This window comes from Roseobacter sp. (genome assembly GCF_024639605.1).
GTDB lineage: Bacteria > Pseudomonadota > Alphaproteobacteria > Rhodobacterales > Rhodobacteraceae > Roseobacter.
This window is the reverse complement of record NZ_JAHEHZ010000025.1, coordinates 1-18,365: the sequence shown is the minus strand read 5'-3', so window position 1 is coordinate 18,365 and position 18,365 is coordinate 1. Positions and strand designations below refer to the sequence as shown.

General features: G+C 62.0%; 17 protein-coding genes. 6 read left to right on the top strand and 11 right to left on the bottom strand.

Features of this window, described 5'->3' with window-relative positions; translation table 11 throughout:
- Positions 1-15: 15 nt before the first annotated feature.
- Genes Q0M35_RS05350 through Q0M35_RS05340 form a run of 3 tightly spaced genes read right to left on the bottom strand, consistent with a single transcriptional unit; the run spans position 16 to position 2,878 of the window.
- Positions 16-1,017 (bottom strand): TIGR01620 family protein, encoded by a 1,002-nt coding sequence (locus tag Q0M35_RS05350; RefSeq protein ID WP_295313190.1) that lies wholly within the window; start codon positions 1,015-1,017, stop codon positions 16-18.
- On the bottom strand, positions 1,017-1,466 hold the full coding sequence (locus tag Q0M35_RS05345) for a GNAT family N-acetyltransferase (protein WP_295313189.1): 450 nt from the start codon (positions 1,464-1,466) through the stop codon (positions 1,017-1,019). The genes Q0M35_RS05350 and Q0M35_RS05345 overlap by 1 nt, the downstream gene beginning before the upstream one ends.
- A complete protein-coding gene (locus Q0M35_RS05340; RefSeq protein WP_295313188.1) occupies positions 1,463-2,878 on the bottom strand; it encodes a YcjX family protein in 1,416 nt (471 codons plus the stop codon). The genes Q0M35_RS05345 and Q0M35_RS05340 overlap by 4 nt, the downstream gene beginning before the upstream one ends.
- A 110-nt stretch (positions 2,879-2,988) precedes the next feature.
- Here Q0M35_RS05340 and truA point away from each other — a divergent pair, with 110 nt between their 5' ends.
- Positions 2,989-3,756, top strand: coding sequence for a tRNA pseudouridine(38-40) synthase TruA (gene truA, locus Q0M35_RS05335; RefSeq protein ID WP_295313187.1), 768 nt, complete (start codon positions 2,989-2,991; stop codon positions 3,754-3,756).
- A gap of 6 nt (positions 3,757-3,762) precedes the next feature.
- Here truA and Q0M35_RS05330 read toward each other — a convergent pair whose 3' ends face one another.
- From Q0M35_RS05330 to Q0M35_RS05305, 6 genes are all read right to left on the bottom strand, one after another.
- On the bottom strand, positions 3,763-4,257 hold the full coding sequence (locus tag Q0M35_RS05330; RefSeq protein WP_295313186.1) for a hypothetical protein: 495 nt from the start codon (positions 4,255-4,257) through the stop codon (positions 3,763-3,765).
- A complete protein-coding gene (locus tag Q0M35_RS05325; protein ID WP_295313185.1) occupies positions 4,254-5,906 on the bottom strand; it encodes a hypothetical protein in 1,653 nt (550 codons plus the stop codon). Before Q0M35_RS05325 ends, Q0M35_RS05330 begins: the two co-directional genes overlap by 4 nt.
- Positions 5,903-6,883 (bottom strand): membrane dipeptidase, encoded by a 981-nt coding sequence (locus tag Q0M35_RS05320; RefSeq protein WP_295313184.1) that lies wholly within the window; start codon positions 6,881-6,883, stop codon positions 5,903-5,905. The genes Q0M35_RS05325 and Q0M35_RS05320 overlap by 4 nt, the downstream gene beginning before the upstream one ends.
- A gap of 397 nt (positions 6,884-7,280) precedes the next feature.
- On the bottom strand, positions 7,281-7,982 hold the full coding sequence (locus tag Q0M35_RS05315) for an anti-sigma factor (protein ID WP_295313183.1): 702 nt from the start codon (positions 7,980-7,982) through the stop codon (positions 7,281-7,283).
- A complete protein-coding gene (locus tag Q0M35_RS05310; RefSeq protein ID WP_295313182.1) occupies positions 7,979-8,533 on the bottom strand; it encodes a sigma-70 family RNA polymerase sigma factor in 555 nt (184 codons plus the stop codon). The genes Q0M35_RS05315 and Q0M35_RS05310 overlap by 4 nt, the downstream gene beginning before the upstream one ends.
- A gap of 75 nt (positions 8,534-8,608) precedes the next feature.
- Positions 8,609-9,844: an acyl-CoA dehydrogenase family protein gene (locus Q0M35_RS05305; protein WP_295313181.1), complete on the bottom strand. Its 1,236-nt coding sequence runs from the start codon at positions 9,842-9,844 to the stop codon at positions 8,609-8,611.
- 97 nt (positions 9,845-9,941) lie between these two features.
- Here Q0M35_RS05305 and Q0M35_RS05300 point away from each other — a divergent pair, with 97 nt between their 5' ends.
- The 4 genes from Q0M35_RS05300 (at position 9,942) to hutG (ending at position 14,013) form a co-directional block, all read left to right on the top strand.
- Positions 9,942-10,961 carry a phosphotransferase gene (locus Q0M35_RS05300; RefSeq protein ID WP_295313180.1) on the top strand — a complete coding sequence of 340 codons (1,020 nt, stop codon included), beginning with the start codon at positions 9,942-9,944 and terminating at the stop codon, positions 10,959-10,961.
- Between the two features lie 157 nt (positions 10,962-11,118).
- Positions 11,119-12,309: an FAD-binding oxidoreductase gene (locus tag Q0M35_RS05295; protein ID WP_295313179.1), complete on the top strand. Its 1,191-nt coding sequence runs from the start codon at positions 11,119-11,121 to the stop codon at positions 12,307-12,309.
- Between the two features lie 22 nt (positions 12,310-12,331).
- The gene (locus Q0M35_RS05290; protein WP_295313178.1) at positions 12,332-13,165 is read left to right on the top strand and encodes an NAD(P)-dependent oxidoreductase; all 834 of its coding nucleotides are present in this window, start codon (positions 12,332-12,334) and stop codon (positions 13,163-13,165) included.
- A 38-nt stretch (positions 13,166-13,203) separates the two neighbouring features.
- Positions 13,204-14,013 carry an N-formylglutamate deformylase gene (gene hutG / locus Q0M35_RS05285; protein ID WP_295313177.1) on the top strand — a complete coding sequence of 270 codons (810 nt, stop codon included), beginning with the start codon at positions 13,204-13,206 and terminating at the stop codon, positions 14,011-14,013.
- Between the two features lie 28 nt (positions 14,014-14,041).
- On the opposite strand, the gene Q0M35_RS05280 is transcribed toward hutG, so the two are convergent.
- Positions 14,042-15,322 (bottom strand): tetratricopeptide repeat protein, encoded by a 1,281-nt coding sequence (locus Q0M35_RS05280; RefSeq protein ID WP_295313176.1) that lies wholly within the window; start codon positions 15,320-15,322, stop codon positions 14,042-14,044.
- 64 nt (positions 15,323-15,386) lie between these two features.
- Positions 15,387-16,760 carry an MATE family efflux transporter gene (locus tag Q0M35_RS05275; protein ID WP_295313175.1) on the bottom strand — a complete coding sequence of 458 codons (1,374 nt, stop codon included), beginning with the start codon at positions 16,758-16,760 and terminating at the stop codon, positions 15,387-15,389.
- A gap of 221 nt (positions 16,761-16,981) precedes the next feature.
- Between Q0M35_RS05275 and Q0M35_RS05270 the strand changes: the two genes are divergently transcribed.
- On the top strand, positions 16,982-18,265 hold the full coding sequence (locus tag Q0M35_RS05270; RefSeq protein ID WP_295313174.1) for an alpha/beta fold hydrolase: 1,284 nt from the start codon (positions 16,982-16,984) through the stop codon (positions 18,263-18,265).
- Positions 18,266-18,365: the final 100 nt, after the last annotated feature.

Genomic DNA, 18,365 nt, shown 5'->3' with positions numbered 1-18,365 from the left:
GAGGTGGCAGATTCCTCAGCTTTGTGACGCGCCGAAAAGCCCGCCAAGACTGTCTTTGATGATAGAGCGCACTTTCGGCCGCTTTCCAGTGCCGAAGGGCAGCGGCCGGCAAACCTCCATGGCCGCGACGCCCACGCGCGCGGTCAGCGCGCCGTTCACAAGCCCCTCGCCAAAGCGGCGTGAGAGCTTGCCCAGGATCGACCCGCCCAGCACCGGCTCCAGCATATCATCGCCCACTGCGACAGCGCCCGTGGCCACCAGATGCGACATCACCGCCCGCGCCAGCCGCCAGCTCCCCAGCGTGCCCGAACGGCCACCGTAAACCTCAGCAATGCGCCGGATCATGCGCAGGTTGGCGGTGAGTGCTGCGGCAACATCCGCCAGCGCCAGAGGCACCAGAGCCGTAACAGTCGCCACCTGCCGTGCGGCGGCCTCAACCTCGCGGCGCGCAAGCTGGTCGAGCGGGGCAAGAAGCTCGGCCTCCGTCAGGGCCAGCAGGGCACCCGCATCCATCTGATCGGGGCCAAGCCTCGCAAGCCGGTCGCGACCCCAGCGCGTCTCTTCGCGCCCTTTATAAAGTGCCACGAGGCGCGCGCTGACCGCGCGGGCGGCTTTCAGGTTATTCTCCGCCCGTGCCGTCTCAGCGGCCTTGCGCAGATCATCGATCCGACCCAGCCGCCCGATTGCCGCCGCTTCTCGCAGCGCTACCAGCACCAGAACGAAAAAAAACGCCGCCATCAGGCCGCCAAGCCCCCAGCCCAGCACCGGGTTGCGATCCAGCAGACCGGTCACCAGTTCCCATGCCGCAAGACTAGCAAGCGCGCAGATGAGCGCGCCCGCCAGCCCCCAGAACCAGCGCCCGAGCCGCGAGGGCCGGCGCGCAGCGATACGCGCCGCCGCCTGCATCGCCTGCCCGGACGGGGCCGGCAGGCCGGGATCGGGTACAGGTGGTGCCTCAGCCACCGATGTCGCCGGCGCCTCCTCGTCGAGATCGATAAGAACCGGCCCTCTGGCCATCAGCTTTTGCTCCGGGTCCACTCAAAGCGGATGTCGGGCAGGCCCGCGTCATTGTCACTGCCGTCGGTCTGATCTGTCTGGATAAATCCGCGCAACCCGTAAAACCGTGTCGCACCCGTGTTGACCTCATAGCTCCAGAGTGCCAGCGTTTCACTGTCTGTCTTGGCGTCGTCGATCAAAGCCGTGCCAACGCCCTTGTCCTGAGCATCCGGGAGCACATAGAGCGCATGCACGTCCTGCTCCCAGCGCGCGATGAAACCGACAACGCGCCCGTCCACCTTTGCCACCCGGACCCAGCCTGCCTCGATCATATCGCCGGCATAGCGGATCTCTTCGGCGCCCGTGTGTACCCGCGGCAGCCAGGGCATCTGGTCGTTGGTCAGCGACAGGATGTGCCCGACAGCGCCCGCATCGAGGCTCCGGGCCGGAGTGATGGTGATATCCGTCATAGCCTGTCTCCTAAAAGGAATTGGGCTGCGTGATCAAGCCGGATGTGCGGCGGACCCTCGCCGGGGCGCAAAGTAAGCGGCTGTGGTGCGAAATTCATCACACGGTAATCCTGATCCAGCCACTTTTCCGCGCCCGCGCGCGCCGGTGTCAGCAGATGGCCCGGATCGTCAGGCAGCGCGCCAGGATGGAAGGCCGCCTGTTTGCCGCTCTCAAGCAGCCTGCCGCGCACCACATCAAGCGTTGTGCCGTCATGCGTAATCGTCTCCTCAGTCGTCGCGCGCAGTGAGGCGATGGACATCGCAGCGGTGGTCGCCCCGGCAAACTTCGCGCGCTCTGAGGCACCGCGCACCAGCGCCTCGGTGATCGCGGTGAGCTTTGCATGCTGGCTGTGGTGCAGATGATCGGCCTTCGTTGCGGCAAAAAGGATTTTACCTACCCTGCGCCCCTGAAAAAGCTGCGTCAGAAAAGCGTTCTGCCCGGGGCGAAAGGCGCTGAGGATATCGGCCATGGCCGCGCGCATATCCTCCACCGCCTGCGGCCCCTTGTGAATCGCGCCCAGCACATCGACAAGCACCACCTGGCGGTCTATCTTTGCAAAATGCTCGCGGAAAAACGGCCGGACAACGGATTTGCGATAAGCTTCATAACGTCGCGCCATCTCACGCAGAAGCGAGCCGCGCGGACCGTTGCCATCGCCGGGCAGCGGCGCAAAGGTCAGGACCGGCGAGCCCGCCAGATCACCGGGCAGCAGAAAACGCCCCGGGGTGCAGTCGGAGTAACCCGCCGCCCGCGCCGCGGTCAGATAGGCGGTAAATTCTGATGCCAGCGCCTGCGCGCGGGTTTCCTCCAGCGGGGCCGAAGGGTCGGTCTGCGCCACCAGATCGCGATAGGCTTCGGCTTCCCCGCGCGCCTCTGTCCGCGCCAGCACCTCCGCCGACCACGCACCATAGGATTTGTCCAGCAACGCCAGATCCAGCAGCCATTCGCCCGGATAGTCCACAATATCGATATGCACCGTGCGCGGCCCCTTCAGCCCGGCCAGCAGTCCGCCGCGGCGCACCCGCAGGGACAGCCGTAATTCCGAAACTGTCCGGGTGCTGTCGGGCCAGCGCGGCTCACGCGCCGTGAGATCCGCCAGATGGCTCTCGAAATCAAACCGCGGCACAGTGTCATCGGGCTGCGGCTGCAGAAATGCCGCATCAATGCGCCCGTCGGCGGCGGCCAGCAGATGCGGCATCCGCCCCCGGTCCAGCAGGTTTGCCACCAGTGAGGTGATAAAAACCGTCTTGCCAGCCCGCGCAAGCCCGGTGACGCCGACGCGCACCACCGGCTCAAAAAGCGTTTCGCTGACCGTATCCTGCACCGTTTCGATCTGGCGCAGCACCGTGTCCGCAATCACAGAGATAACCAAAGCCTGACTGCCCGTTTTATTACGTCCCCTCCTACTTAGGCACCTGCGCGTCCGCTTGCCAGCCTGCAAAGACATTTGACGCCGCTCCGCCCGCGCGCTAGGGCCGGTCCATGCCCCGCTATGCCCTGAAAATCGAATACCACGGCGCGCCATTTGCCGGCTGGCAGCGTCAGAAAGAACAGACCACCGTTCAGGGGTCCATCGAGGCTGCGCTTTCGCGAATCGAGCCGGGCGATCACAGCATCGCTGCCGCCGGCCGCACGGACGCGGGCGTGCATGCTCTGGGTCAGGTGGCCCATTGCGACATGGCGCGGGAGTGGGAGCCTTTCCGGCTGTCTGAAGCGCTGAATTATCACCTCAAGCCCGCGCCGGTGGCGATTGTCGCCTGTGCCCGTGTGGAGGGCGACTGGCACGCGCGCTTCTCGGCGCTCGAGAGGCAGTACTTCTTCCGCATCCTGAGCCGTCGCGCGCCGGCCACGCATCTTGAAGGGCTGGTCTGGCAGGTCCGTCAGCAGCTTGATGTCGCGGCAATGCAGGATGCGGCTGCCCATCTGACCGGCAGGCATGATTTCACCACCTTCCGGTCTACGATCTGCCAGGCCGAAAGCCCGGTCAAAACGCTCAACCGTCTGGATGTGACCGGGCACCGGACAGACTACGGCACAGAGGTGCATTTTGACGTGCGCGCACGGTCGTTTCTGCACAATCAGGTGCGCAGCTTTGTCGGCAGTCTGGAGCGGGTGGGAACAGGATCATGGGCGCCGGACGATATGGCGGCAGCGCTCGCAGCACGCGACCGCGCGGCCTGTGGCCCGGTCTGTCCGCCGCAGGGGCTCTACCTGCGCCATGTGGTTTATGACGAAAACCCTTTCGCCTGACACGCGTCAGTCGTTGTCTGTCAGCCCGGCACCGGCACCAGCGGCACGCGAGGCATCTGTTTCGGGTACATAGGTTTTTTCTGCAAGTGCGGTCATTTGCGCGATCAGCGCATCAGAACAGGAAATCCGGCCGGGGGCCGGCCGTACCCGTGGTGCCCCCCGATCGATGCTCAGCCGCCAGACACCTGCCTCACCCGGCGTCGCGGTCGCGCGGCAGGGCAGCGCGTCGATATAGCTTTGCAGCAATCCGGGCGGCGCATCTGCCATTACCTCTGCCTCCGGCGCCTCTGTCGCGAGGGCGGCATCCAGCGCGAGTGGCAGATCCATTGCGGGCCCGTCAGGAAGGCTGGTCAGCGCCTCCCCGAGCTCTGTCGCCGGGCGCCCGTGTCTCAGATGAAGCGCTGCTGCCTGACCGAAACGCGCAGCCTGCCACGCAGGCGCTCCGGCACCGCGTGCCGCTTTTGATGCGAGCGCCGTAATTTCCGCAACTGACCAGGTCATCCGCCGAAAACCGGCAACCACCAGTCGTCCGCACGCCCGTCCAGTTCATCCGCCAGCGGCGCCCCCTGACAGAGCGTGATCCGTGTCCATCTGTCCGATCGAGGGTCAAACCGCGAGGCCCCGAAAAACGCGAGCTTGCAGCGCAGCATATCAATCGGCAGACAGGTGTCTGCGATCAGGTTGTCACGGATCTCAGCATAGGGATAACGCTCCCCGAGGGCCACCCGCGACGCCGCAAGCGCATGCTCGGGAAAGCGCGCCAGAAACGCGGAAAGAGGTTCATTTCTTTGTTCAAGGTCACGCCGCAATGCCTTGATACATCTGGCAATATCCAACGAGCTTTCGAGCTCTTCACCAGGCTCGTCGAACCGCAGACCCAGCCGTGGTTCCTGCTTGGCCGCACTGACATACCAGAACTGCCGGCACTGGTCAGGCGCCTCGTAATCAGGGGCGAGCGCCCATGCGAACCCGGCATCAACAGCCGCGGCAAGTTCTGCGGTGCCTGCAAAAGGTACAGCCAGAGCGCCAAAGGGATCGCTCATACACCCGGCCAGCCCGTCCACCAGCCCACCGAACGGTTCCATCACCAGCGCGACCATCAGTTCCTGCAGATCAACGCTGCTCTGGCGGGTATGCGCCAGAAGCCGCGCAACCGGCATCTCTGTGGCAAGGGCAGCGGTCGAAAAACAGGGTTCAAGCCGCCGCCAGTCCTGTCGCAGCACCGCGATCCGCGCCTGATACGACCGGTCAGGCACGTCCCAATCGGCGAGGTGGCGTGCCGCGCGCTGATAAAGCGCTTGCACACAGGCAATCTGTTCCGCATCGAGCGACGTAACCGCCCGGACGCGGGCGAGCGCCGTTTCACGCACCATCATCCAGTTATTCAGCAGTACCGGGTGGTTCACCAGAAACGGCGCCATGCCCAGCCCGGTTGAATTCCCGATCCCCAGATGCCGTTTCAGCTTACGGTCGAGCGCCCTGCCCCCCAGATGCTCAGCCAGATCGTGGGTAAAAAGACGGATCAGCCAGACCGTCAGCATCTCAGCCATGAACGGTCCTTCGAGCCCCGGCCGGTCATCATAAACGGCGCGGTCGGCGATCCCGAACTTTCCGTTGCCGTAGACGGCGGTGGTCCGCATCAGATAACCGGTGGCGCGCACCAGTGCTTCATCGGGCTGGCGGCCTGAGCGCAGGCTTTCCACCACATGAGAAAAGAGCCGGACTGACTTATTGGCGCGGCTCAGCACAAGATCCCGCTCCGTAAAACGGGCTGCCTCCTGCCGGGGCGCTGCCGCACAGATACGCGCGATCTCATCTGCATCCGGCACGCCGTCATAAAGGACATAGGCCGTATCCCAGGCGGTGGCGATCACCCGATCGGTGCGCTGATCAGGCGGCAGATCAGTGGCGACCGCGACCAGCGAATACGCATATCCGCCAAGCTCCAGAGAATAGACCGCGTGACCAAACCCGGCTTCGCTGATGTCCCAGACCGGGCGGCGCACCTGCACCTGTTCGGTTGCCAGAGTGCGCATCAGTGTACGCAAAAAAGACAGTCGCGTGGGGAACATCGCGCCCATGCGCTTCAGCCGCATCACCTCAGAGGGCGGGCGCAGCGGTGCCTGCGGGATATCCGGGAAGTCCTTCATGCCGCGCCAAAGCTCGCTTCATAAAAGCGATGCCAGTTGCCGCCCATGATCCCGTCCGTGTCGGCCTCCGACAGGCCGGTCGCCAGAAGCCCCGCACGAATGTTGCCAAAATCACGGTTGTCGCGGAACCATTCCGGCATAGGCGGAAAGCCCGCGCTGGCGGCAGTACCCTCGCCATAATCAATCACTTTTGACCAGCGCCCGACCCGCATCCACTCCACCACACTGTCCGGCTGGTTCTGGCACAGATCGGTCCCGATGCCGAGGTGCTCTGCGCCATAGCGCCCGGCAGTATCCGCAATCATCCCGCAGAAACTCTCAAGCGTGCAGTCTGTCCCGCCCGCCAGGTGATGCGGATAAACCGAAAACCCCAGCATCCCGCCTGCCCCGGTCAGCGCCCGCAGAACCGTGTCAGATTTGTTGCGCAACGCGGCGTGCCAGGCGTGCGGATTGGCATGGGTGATCGCAACAGGTCGCGTCGAATGGTCAATCGCCTCCAGCGTGGAACGTTCGGCGGAATGCGACATATCCACCACCATGCCCACCCGGTTCATCTCACGAACCACCTGGCGGCCCATTCGGGTCAGCCCGGTGTCGTCCTCCTCATAGCAGCCCGTCGCAAGCAGCGACTGGTTGTTGTAGGTCAGCTGCATAAATCTGATGCCAAGCTGATGGCAGATCTCCACAAGCCCGATGTCATCGCCGATGGGCGAAGGATTCTGAAACCCGAAAAAGATCGCCGTTCGTCCGGTCTCTTGTGCACGCGCGACACAGGCGGCAGTCGTGCCCCTGAATATCAGGTCGGGATGGACCTCAAACCAGCGGTTCCATTTCTCAAGGTTAAGCACCATCTCACGAAAGCTCTCGTGATAGGCGACGGTCACATGAACGGCGTCGACACCCCCCTCGCGCATCTGCGCAAAGATCTCGGGTGAAAAGTCAGCATACTGGAGGTTATCAATCAATGGCGCGCGCATGGCCGGCACTGTGGAACGGAAAATCCCTGCGCTCAATTCCAAAAACGACTGATTTGCCGCCGGATCACGCTCCGGAAAGAAATATTCTCCGTTTAAAGCGGCCCTCAGAACATCCTGAAAGCAACATTATCTACAGATTTATGCCGTTTAATGCGGTGTAAATTGTGAAATGCCGATAATCACGGCTGAATGACATTGTTAATCCACACCAGACGCTTAATCTGCAGACCGCGGCGGGCGCTGCCTGTGGCAACGACCCGCCGGGCACTCATTAACAAGAACATTTGCCTGTTCTACTCTTTACACAACCTGTCCCGGCGGGGGGGGCTATGCCGGGTCGGTTCGGTTCAGCCACGAAGCGGGCTGGACTGTAGTTTCAGGCTGAGGAAGATTTTATTCAGAGTTCGGAGACTTCGCCCGCGCCGAGCACTTCGCCGGTCGGCGCACCGGTGGGCGAGCCACCCTCTGGCTCGTCCGAAATCGCGAGAGTGAGCGTGCCGGCGATTTCTGCAAGATCTTCCGGCAGGGTCACCCGTGCATTCGGTACATCGGGCAGTACACCAAGAGAAACAGGGGCCGCATCCGGCGCAATTGCCCAGAGCTCCAGTACACGACCCGCACGCGCGCCGCCGTCGGTCCGGTTCAGCACCAGCGCTTCACGCGACGGGTCATAAACCGCAAGCACCGTAAGGCCCTCATCCGCATTGGAAATCTGTGTCGCATAGACTGGGGCGGTCGGGACCTGATCGGGCGTCAGATCGCTGAAACTGATCCAGGCCGCCAGACCAAGCGCTGCAAAGCTGATGCCCTGCCAGACCCATAGCTTTTGCAGCAACGGCCGGCGTTCGGCGCCAAAGAGCCGCCGGTTCAGCCGCTTGTGCGCGCGGCGCGGCGGCTTAACCGGTTTGATATCGTCAGCGAGAGACGCGAGCCGTTGCTGCCACGCGGCCACGGCCGCTGCAAACTCCGCATCTGTCCTCAGCCGCTCGCGCAGCGGACCAAGCTCATCAGCCGGCGTGAGCCCGAGGGCAAATTCTGCCGCCAGGCTGTCATCATCAGCGCCTTCACCATCGCCCGGGACATGCAGATCATCGGTCATGACGACATACACTCCCTCAGCGACATCAGTCCACGGCGCAGCCAGGTGCGCATGGTGTTCAAAGGCACGTCAAACCGGCTGGCAAGCTCGGCATAGCTTTTGCCATCCAGATACGCGCCGCGCACCGCCGCCGCACGGTCTTTCTCCAGACCGTCGAGGCATTTTTGCAGTTTGCGTGCCTCAGACGCCGCCACGGCGGATTGTTCGGGCGTCAGCCCCGGCGCCACGAGCGTGCTTTCCACACTGTCAAAACCGGTGTTGCCGCTTTTTTTTGCGCGCAGCCTGTCTATGGAGGTGTTGCGCGCAATTGTAATCAGCCATGTCATCGGGCTCAGACCGTTCGACTGGTAGCGGTCCGCATTGTTCCAGATTTTAACATAGGTGTCCTGCATGGCATCTTCCGCTGCGGCTTTGTCGTTCAACACACGCAGGCAGACACCGAATAGTTTCGCGGAAGTGGCCTCGTAGAGCCCGTCAAAGGCCACGCGGTCCCGCAAAGCAACCTTGCCGATCAGCTTTTCGACCTTTTTGCGGTCTTTTGCTCCGAACACCCGAATACCTCTTCCCAAACCCCCGGCGCCTGCATTTAGGGCAGGCAGGCGCGCACTGTCAAACGCCCTGTGATGTCAGATCTTTTCCTGTGTGTATTTGCGGAGCTCGGCCCGTGCCACCTGCCGGCGGTGCACCGCATCCGGCCCGTCTGCAAAACGCAGCGCGCGCTGCCAGGTCCAGGCCATCGCAAGAGGTGTGTCCTGGCTGATCCCGGTGCCACCGTGCATCTGCATCGCCTCGTCAATCACTTTGAGCGCCATACGGGGGGCCACGACCTTGATCTGGCTGATCCAGGGAGCGGCAGCACGCGCATCGCCCTGATCCATCATCCAGGCCGCTTTGAGGCAGAGCATCCGCGCCATCTCGATCTCCATGCGGCACTCGGCTATCAGATCAAAATTCGCGCCAAGCTGTGCCAGCGGCTTACCAAAGGCCTCTTTTTGCAGGGACCGCCGGCACATCAGCTCAAGCGCCGCCTCCGCCTGCCCGACCGAGCGCATACAGTGATGAATCCGCCCCGGCCCCAGCCGGCCCTGTGCAATCTCAAACCCACGCCCCTCACCCAGCAGCATGTTCTCTGCCGGCACGCGCACATCGGTAAAACGCAGATGCATATGCCCGTGCGGTGCGTCGTCGTGGCCAAAGACCATCATCGGGCGCAGCACCTCGATGCCGGGCGTTTCCGCATCGACCACAATCATCGAATGACGCTGATGTTTTGGGGCATCGTCATCGCCGGTCCGCACCATGACAATATATACCTTGCAGCGCGGATCCCCTGCACCTGATGCCCAGTACTTCTCGCCGCTCAGTACGTACTCGTCTCCGTCCCGCACACAGGACATGGCGATATTGGTGGCATCCGAGCTTGCCACATCAGGCTCCGTCATCAGATAGGCCGACCGGATCTCCCCCTCAAGGAGCGGCGCCAGCCACAGCTCTTTCATGGCTTGCGTGCCATAGCGCTCAAAAACTTCCATATTGCCGGTATCCGGGGCCGAGCAGTTGAACACCTCCGCCCCCAGCGGTGTTTTCCCCATCTCTTCGGCAAAATAAGCATACTCGACCGTGCTGAGACCGAAGCCGCGTTCGCTGTCGGTCAGCCAGAAATTCCACAGATCCGCAGCCTTTGCCTTCGCCTTCAGCCCCTGCAAAATCTCAGCCTGCCGGTCGGTATAGGTCCAGCGGTCGCCCTTACCGACTTCCGCGTGATATTCAGCCTCCAGCGGCATCACCTCGTCGCGGATCATCGCCGCCACGCGCGCCAGCAAATCTCGCATTTCCGGCCGCATGCTGAAGTTCATATCCATGGCAGTTCCTCCCGCGCCGGTTTTCAGGGCTTTCCTCGCGCTGCCAGACTTGCTTAGATCGCGGGCAGATGTCCATGGGCGCCAGGGGGATTTCCGGATGCACGAGTTTGACCACGCCGCACTGGAAAGCTGCCTGCAACAACACGTCGCCGGTTTCGGGCGACTGGACACGATCACCAAATTCCCCGACGGTCAGTCCAACCCGACCTATCAGATCCGCAGCGGGGACAACGCCTATGTGCTGCGGGCCAAACCGCCCGGCAAGCTGCTGAAATCCGCCCATGCTGTAGACCGTGAGTACCGCGTGATGAAAGCGCTGGCACAGACCGGCGTGCCGGTGCCGGAAGTGTTCTACCTTTCCGGCGATGACACGCCGCTCGGAACTCAGTTCATGGTGATGGACCTGGTCGAGGGGCGCATCTTCTGGGACCCTGCCCTGCCGGATCAGGAACGCACCGCGCGGGGCCGGATCTATGACGCGATGAATTCAACACTGGCGCGGCTGCACCGGGTAAAACCTGAACGCGTAGGCCTGGGCGATTATGGCAAGCCGGGAAACTATTTCGAGCGCCAGGTCGCGCGCTGGTCGCGCCAGTACACGGAAACGGCGACCGATCAGCTCCCTGATGCCGACTGGCTGATGGGCTGGCTCAACGATCATATGGTTGCCGATGACGGTGAGAGCAGCATCGTACATGGCGACTACCGCATTGATAACATCATCTTTCACCCGAACCGCGAAGAGATTGCCGCGGTGCTTGACTGGGAGCTCAGCACCCTGGGGCACCCGCTGGCCGATCTTGCCTATCAGTGCATGCACTGGCGCCTGCCCTACGAAGGCCACTTCCGGGGTCTCGGCGGTGTGAACCGGCACGCCGAAGGCCTGCCCGACGAAGCCGATTACGTGGAACGCTACTGCGATCGCCGCGGCATCGACCCACCCGCCAACTGGAATTTCTACGTGGTATTTTCCTATTTCAGGCTGCTCGCGATCCTTCAGGGCGTGTTGCGCCGCGGGCTCGACGGCAACGCCTCTAACCCGCGCGACATGCACCGCTGGCGCGACATCATCGCTCATATGGCGCAGAACGCGCGTGCCCTCGCCGAAAACGGCTGATTTCCGGCAGCCCCGCCCTTTGCACGCCATAGCCCGCGCGCCGCACCACGCCAGGCCAGATACAGGGCAAGCGGCGTACCGGCGTTCACAAAGCTTGACGTTGCAGGCAATCGGGTGTTGCTGGTCACGGTAAAATGGTCGGAAAAAGAGCTGCACCATGCCAGCACACACATCATACGACGTGATCATCGCCGGCGGCGCGATTTATGGGTCGTCTGTCGCCTGGTGGCTGAGCCGCGAGCCCGGATTTGACGGCCGCATCCTCGTGATCGAACGCGATCCGACCTACGAATTTGCCGCGACCAGCCACACCAACAGCTGCATCCGCCAGCAGTTCTCCAATAAAACCAATATCGCCATTTCCCGGTTTGGCGCTGAATTCATCCGCAAATTCAGAGAGTTCATGGGCGGTGATCCGGATGTGCCGGCGCTTGCGCTGCAAAGTTACGGGTACATGTATCTTGCCGACACGCCGGTGTTCGCGCAGACCCTGAAAGAGAGCCAGCAGGTCCAGGCCTCCCTCGGTGCCGCCACCCGCCATATGTCGCGCGATGAGATCGCGGCAGCCTACCCGTTTTACCAGCTCGACGATATCATCGCCGGCAACCACAATCTGGTGGACGAGGGATATTTCGATGGTGGCACGATGTTCGACTGGTTCCGCAGAATGGCGAGACGCAACGGCGTGGAATATATCCACGATGAGTTGACCGGCCTGAACCGCAAGGGCGCCCGCATCGACAGCGTCACCCTGAAATCCGGGGACATTGTCAGCTGCGGCACTTTCGTGAACGCCACCGGCACCAGGGCAGCACAAACAGCACAGATGGCCGGCCTCGACATTCCCGTTGAGCCGCGCAAACGCTACACTTGGATCTTTGACGCGGCTCACCCGCTAGACCGTGATCTGCCGCTGACCATCGACCCCTCGGGCGTGCACGTGCGCAGCGACGGGCGCTATTATCTCGCGGGCGGCCCCCCCGATGACGACCCGGCCGTAAGCCACGACGATTTCATCGCTGATCATGCGCTCTGGGAAGAAAAGTTCTGGCCCGTTATCGCCAACCGCATCCCTCAGTTTGAGCAGATCCGGCTGATTAACATGTGGGTCGGGCACTACGACTATAATACCTTCGATCAGAACGCGATTGTCGGACCACACCCCGAGGTGGATAATTTCATGTTTGTGAACGGCTTTTCCGGCCACGGGCTGCAACAGGCACCCGCTCTCGGGCGCGGTCTGGCCGAACGCATCACCCACGGTGCCTGGCGCAGCCTCGATCTCAGCCCCTTCTCGGTGTCGCGGATCCTGGCTGGTGAGACTTTTGTGGAACGGGCAGTGATATGAGAGACCAAAGAGGAGAAATACGATGAAACTGGTGCTGACAGGAGCGGCCGGCCGGCTGGGATCTTATCTGCGGGAGCCGCTGACGGCGATCTGCGACGAACTGGTCAGCACCGACATCGCTGACGATATCGGCACGCTCTATCCCGGCGAGACCTATGTGCGGGCGGATCTGGCCGAAATGGATCAGATCGCCCCGGTGCTGGAAGGAGCCGATATGGTCATCCATTTCGGTGCCATCGTTGATGAAAAGCCATTTGAGGAGCTGCTCGGCCCGAATTTTGTAGGCTCCTACAATATCTGGGAGGCGGGGTATAAGGCCGGCGTGCGGCGCATCATCTATGCCTCGTCGATCCATGCGGTGGGTATGCATCTGAAATCGGATTTCATCGGCACGGATGCCGAACACCGCCCCGATACATTCTACGGTCTCGCCAAGTGTTTCACCGAGGATCTGGGCCGCATGTACTGGGACAAACGCGGGCTGGAATCGGTGCATCTGCGCATTCTCAGCTGCGCGCAGGTCAATAACTCACGCGCCCTCGGCTCCTGGCTGAGCTACGGCGATCTCATCCGGCTGGTGGTGCGGGCCATTGACACGCCCTCAACAGGGTTTGCCATCATCTACGGCGTTTCCGACAATGACCGCGCGCCGGTAGATAATGCGAAAGCCTCTTTTCTGGGATACCGTCCGAAGGACAACGCCGAAGTGTTCGCCGCCGAAGTGCTGGCCGCCGCAGAGCCTGTCGATACCACCGACCCGGGGCAGATGTGTCACGGCGGGCCGTTCGCAAAGGTTGATCTGGGGCAAAGCGGGCTCGCACAGATGAATGTAATAAACGACAGGAAAGAAACCTGAGGAGCCGCGACCCTTTGCCGGCGGGGAGAATATAAACGATGCCGGTCCATGTGCTGCCCGCAGAGAGCCCTCTGATCCTGTCCATGCCGCATACCGGCACCGACATTCCACCCGTCTGGTACCGGCGGCTCAACGAGACCGGGCAGGGTCTCATCGATACGGACTGGCATATAGACAGGCTTTACGACCGTCTGGTGCCTGAGGCCACAATCGTCAGGGCACGCTTTCACCGCTATGTTTCGGATGCCAACCGGGATCCCGAAGGCGCTTCTCTTTATCCCGGGCAGAACACCACCGGGCTGGTGCCGCTGACCACCTTTGACGGGGACCCGATCTGGAACGATCCGCCGACCACCCGCGAGATGAGAAGCCTTCAGTCTGCGTTCTTTAACCCATATCACGCAGCCCTTGCCGCGCAGATCGCGCGGGTAAAGCTGAAATTCGGCTTTGCTATCCTCTTTGACTGTCACTCGATCCGCTCACGGATACCTCACCTTTTCGAAGGACGCCTGCCGGACCTGAATATCGGCACTTATAACGGCGCCTCCTGCGATGCACGTCTGGCCGCGGGCGTGACCGGCATCTGCAACCGGGCGTCGGGGTATACGACTGTTCTGAACGGCCGTTTCAAGGGCGGCTGGACCACACGGCGCTATGGCAGGCCCCACGCCGGGGTGCACGCAATTCAGATGGAGCTGGCGCAGAGCACCTATCTGACGTCCGAGGAAGAACCCTGGCTCTATGACACAGAAAAAGCCTCGGATCTGCGCGATGTTCTGCGCGAGCTTCTGGGGTATCTGATCAGCTGGGCTCCTGGCACAGAGGCAGCCCGAAAGACAGATAAGTAGTTACTTTACAGCATCTTGAAAGGCCTGATCAGTGCGCGGCATGAGCATCCGCGCCGGATACCAGCAACGGTCTGCGCAGTCGTGCGACGTCGTGTGCCTCGCGGTCGCGCCCGTCCAGGATCAGGCAGGTCAGCAGGCACTGTTCCACAAGATCACGCTGCGCCCGGCTGCCGCCGATCCGGGCCAGATCGCTCATCGCTCCGGTCAGATTTTCTGACGCAGCACCCCAGTCTTCTGCGGCCATTGCCCGGAAACCACAGGCCAGCCCCGGTACAAGATCCGCCGCCGGACCGGCCGGAGCGGTAATAATCGCCTCCAGGGCCGCGTCATTGCCCGCCATGGCGTGCGCGAGCGCGGCATGCACATCAATGAACGCGTTGCCGGTGGCAGGAAAGGCCCGCAGAGCGTAGTCACTGACAGCTGCCCAGCGATCCGCTGAAACCCCGACACCCGCCATCATCGCACGCTGCAGAATTGATGCGGTGTCGGTCAGCACATTGATGCCCGGGCTCAGAGTGCCGCTGTCAGGGGCGACCGCCGCATCCACCTGCGCCCACATCGCTTCGGTATCCCCCTCCGCGAGTGACCAGAGCGCGGAATGCCAGGTCAGATGTCCATACATGATCCCGTCGCGCGCGTAGGGTGCCAGCCAGTCACTGAGCCAGGCGCGTCCTTCAGCGGTGCGCCCGGTTTCATAAAGGATATGGCTGCGTACATGCGCGCCATGGGCATTGCGCTCTTTGCGTGCGAGAGCGCGCTCAATCTGATCCTCTGCCCGCACCAGCGCCCCGTTTTCACACAACGCGAAGGCGTACTGGCTGGTCATCCACCAGTCTTCGCCGTAATGCGGCATCAGCGCCGCGGTATAAGCGAGAATTTCTGCCTCACGCCCGGGCTGCCCGGAGAAACCGATGAGCCCGAAGACCGATGAGCAGGTCTGTGCAACAAGTGCATCCCGTGGCCATGTGTTCACATGCGCCCGGATCGCGGCGTAGGCCTGCGGCCCCTTACCCCCGATCAGCAGATCAAAAGCGTTGATATGGCTGCGTTCGCGTTCCGTGAGCCCCGCCGGAGAAGATCGCGCGCGTTCCATCGCCTGCCTGGCCGCTGGCATCGCCCCGAAAGACTGATGCGCACGCGCCAGACCGACCCAGCCCAGGGCAAACTCCGGATCTGCCTGCGTGACAGCTTCAAAAGCCGGGATCAGACCCGGCGCACCGGCCAGCAGGCAATCGACAGCATCCGCGTAAGCATCCGCCACAGCCTCTGACGCGGCAGTGATGGTGTTGTCGTATCTGTCAGTTACCATAGCATTCCCCGGGATCTGAGCCCGAGCCTGGTCACGCGGACCGGGCTGGTCAAGAGAGTTATCCTCAACCGGCGACCGTAACGCCTGCCCTCACTTCCCGCAGTGCAACCAGCCAGAAACGCCAGGACAACAGGATCGCAGCCATCCCAAGCCCGATGACGAGCCCAAGCCAGATGCCGATACCTCCAAGGCCAAACCAGAAGCCGAAGGCGTAAGAGCACGGGATCCCCAGCCCCCAGTAGCTCACTGCGGCATAAATCATCGGGGCACGCGTGTCCTGCACCCCGCGCAGCAGGCCGAGAGCGATGGCCTGAGCACCATCAACCAGTTGAAAAAGCGCGGCCATACCGAGGAGCCCGACACCGATCGACAGGATCGCCACACGCTGAGGTTCATCTTCCTGCATAAAGAGGTTCAGCAGCGGTTCGGGAAAGGTGACAAATACCGCTATGGTCAGCGCCGAGGTAATCAGAGACAGCACCGTGACGGTGATGCCGCCGCGTTCCATGTGGACAGGATCGCGCCGGCCAAGCGCATTGCCTGCCCGTATCGTGGCAGCATTGCTCAGGCCCAGATGCACCATGAATGTGACAGCGGCCAGTTGCACCGCAATGCCATGTGCCGCCAGCGCCACCGTTCCGATCCAGCCCATCATCAGCGCCGAGGCCGCAAAAAGCCCGGTTTCAGACAGGCTGGTCAGCCCGATCGGCCATCCCAGTGAAAAGACCCGTTTCAGCATCTGCGGATCAGCCCGCCAGAGCCGTTGGAAGAGCGCATGCTGCGGCAGACTGCGGCGAACATAGATCACCGTCAGCAACAGATAGGCCATCTGACTGACCACCGATGCAATTGCAGCGCCCGTGATACCAAGTTCTGGCGCGCCCCAATTGCCGAAAATCAGCGCATAATTGGCAAGCCCGTTCACGACGGCGCCCGCGACAGTGATCCAGAACACCACCTGCGTGCGTTCCAGTGCCGCCAGATAAGATTTCAGCACCATCACGATCAGTGCGGGAAAGATGCCGAAGCCTGCAACCCGCAGATAAAGGCCCGCATCCGCGGCCACCTGATTGCTCTGGCCCATGAGCCGCAGCACCGGCTCTGACCAGTACATAAGCGGCAACGCCAGCACTGCGAATCCAAGGCTTAGCCAGAGCCCCATGCGTGTGGCCCGGCGCAGGCCCGTTTCGTCATTCTCAGCCGCAAACGACGCCACCAGCGGCATCACCGCCCAGGCAAAACCCGCACCAAAAATCATCAGCGTAAAGAAAAAAGTTCCGCCCAGCGTAACCGCGGCCAGAGCATCGACGCTGTACCAGCCCAGCATGACCGTATCGGTCACCCCTACCAGAACCTGCGCTACATGCCCGCCCACCAGCGGCAGGCCGAGCCGCAGCACGGCCCGGGTGTGTCCGGAGTATGTCATCATCTGTGGCATATGCCTGCCTTACGCCCGGGCTTCGCACAAGAAAAGGGGCGATCAGCGTAAAAATTCTGCCAGCCTGCAACATCATTCCCGCGTGGGTGGAAGTCAGACACAGAGCCGTTTCAGGCGTTTTCGCCGGCCGTTCGGACGTATAAGTGCTTGATTTAGGTTCGGATCGTGTCAGATTGCTCAGTTATGAGGCAGGCAGAAAACACGCGACCGGAGTTCAGACCGTGACGAGAACCAGCATCTACGCTTGCATTGCCGCTCTGGCAGCGACACCCGCTCTCACCAACCCTGTGGATCTTGTCCGCCCCGATGCTCCTGAACTTGCGTTCTTCGGAACCCTGCCTGTGGGCGTACAAACGCTTGAATTTGTGAACCCCGGCCAGATCGACATCGTGAATGTCACTGACCAGGATATCCCCCTCTACGACCGGCCGCTGACGGTAGAGGTCTGGTACCCTGCGGAAGACGACAACCGCGCCCGCACCAGCTATGACACGGTTCTGCGCGATGGAGTGACACCCGTCACCCTGACCGGTCGGGCGACGCGTGATGCTGATCCGGCCGGTGAAGGTACTTTTCCGCTGATCGTGATCAGCCACGGCTACCCCGGCAACCGGTATCTGATGTCGCATCTGGGCGAAAACCTTGCATCGAAAGGCTTTGTGACGGTTGCAATTGACCACACCGACAGCACCTATTCTGATCAGGGGGCTTTCGGGTCGACGCTGTATCACCGGCCACTGGACCAGCGCTTTGTCATTGACCAGATGGAGGCGCTGGAAAGCCGGCTCGGCGGCATCATCGACACGTCCGTAGTGGGCGTGATCGGCTATTCGATGGGCGGATACGGTGCGCTCGTTTTTGGCGGCGCGGGCGTTACTCAACAGGCGACCGAAGCCTCCTGGGGTACGCCCCGCGGCCTGCTGGCGGCGCACCTTTCGGGCTCTGAGAGCCTTGCGGCGCTGAGGGATTCGCGCGTGCGGGCGATCGTAGCCATCGGCCCCTGGGGCCGGAACGCGGATGTCTGGGACGCCAACGGCATGGCCGGACTGGATACACCGACGCTGATTATGGCCGGGAGCTCTGATGACGTTTCTGTCTACGGGGCGATCCGGACGATTTTTGAAGAGGCCGGCAATACCGAACGCCATCTGCTGACCTTTACTAACGCAAATCACAATGCAGCCGCCCCGATCCCGGCCCCGGCCGAAGCCTGGGACCCGGTTGAAACACTCGATTTTGTGCCCTTTGAGCATTATGCCGACCCGGTCTGGGACAGCACGCGGATGAACAATATCGCGCAGCATTTCGCAACGGCCTTTTTTGATCTGCATCTCAGGGGCGATATCTCGCGACGCCCCTATCTTGAGCTTATCCCAAATGCAAACGACGGTGTTGTGGCACTCGATGAAGAGGCGCTGCCAACGGAAGATCACACTTACTGGGCAGGATTTCCGGCGCGTACGGCGCGCGGGCTGCGCTTTGAAACACTCGACGCCGGCGAATAGCTGCGCGTTGACATCGCGGCTGCGGACATTCATCAGACAGCATGTCCATGGATATCGTGCAAAAGATCAATAAACTGATGGCCGCGGGAGACTATGCCGC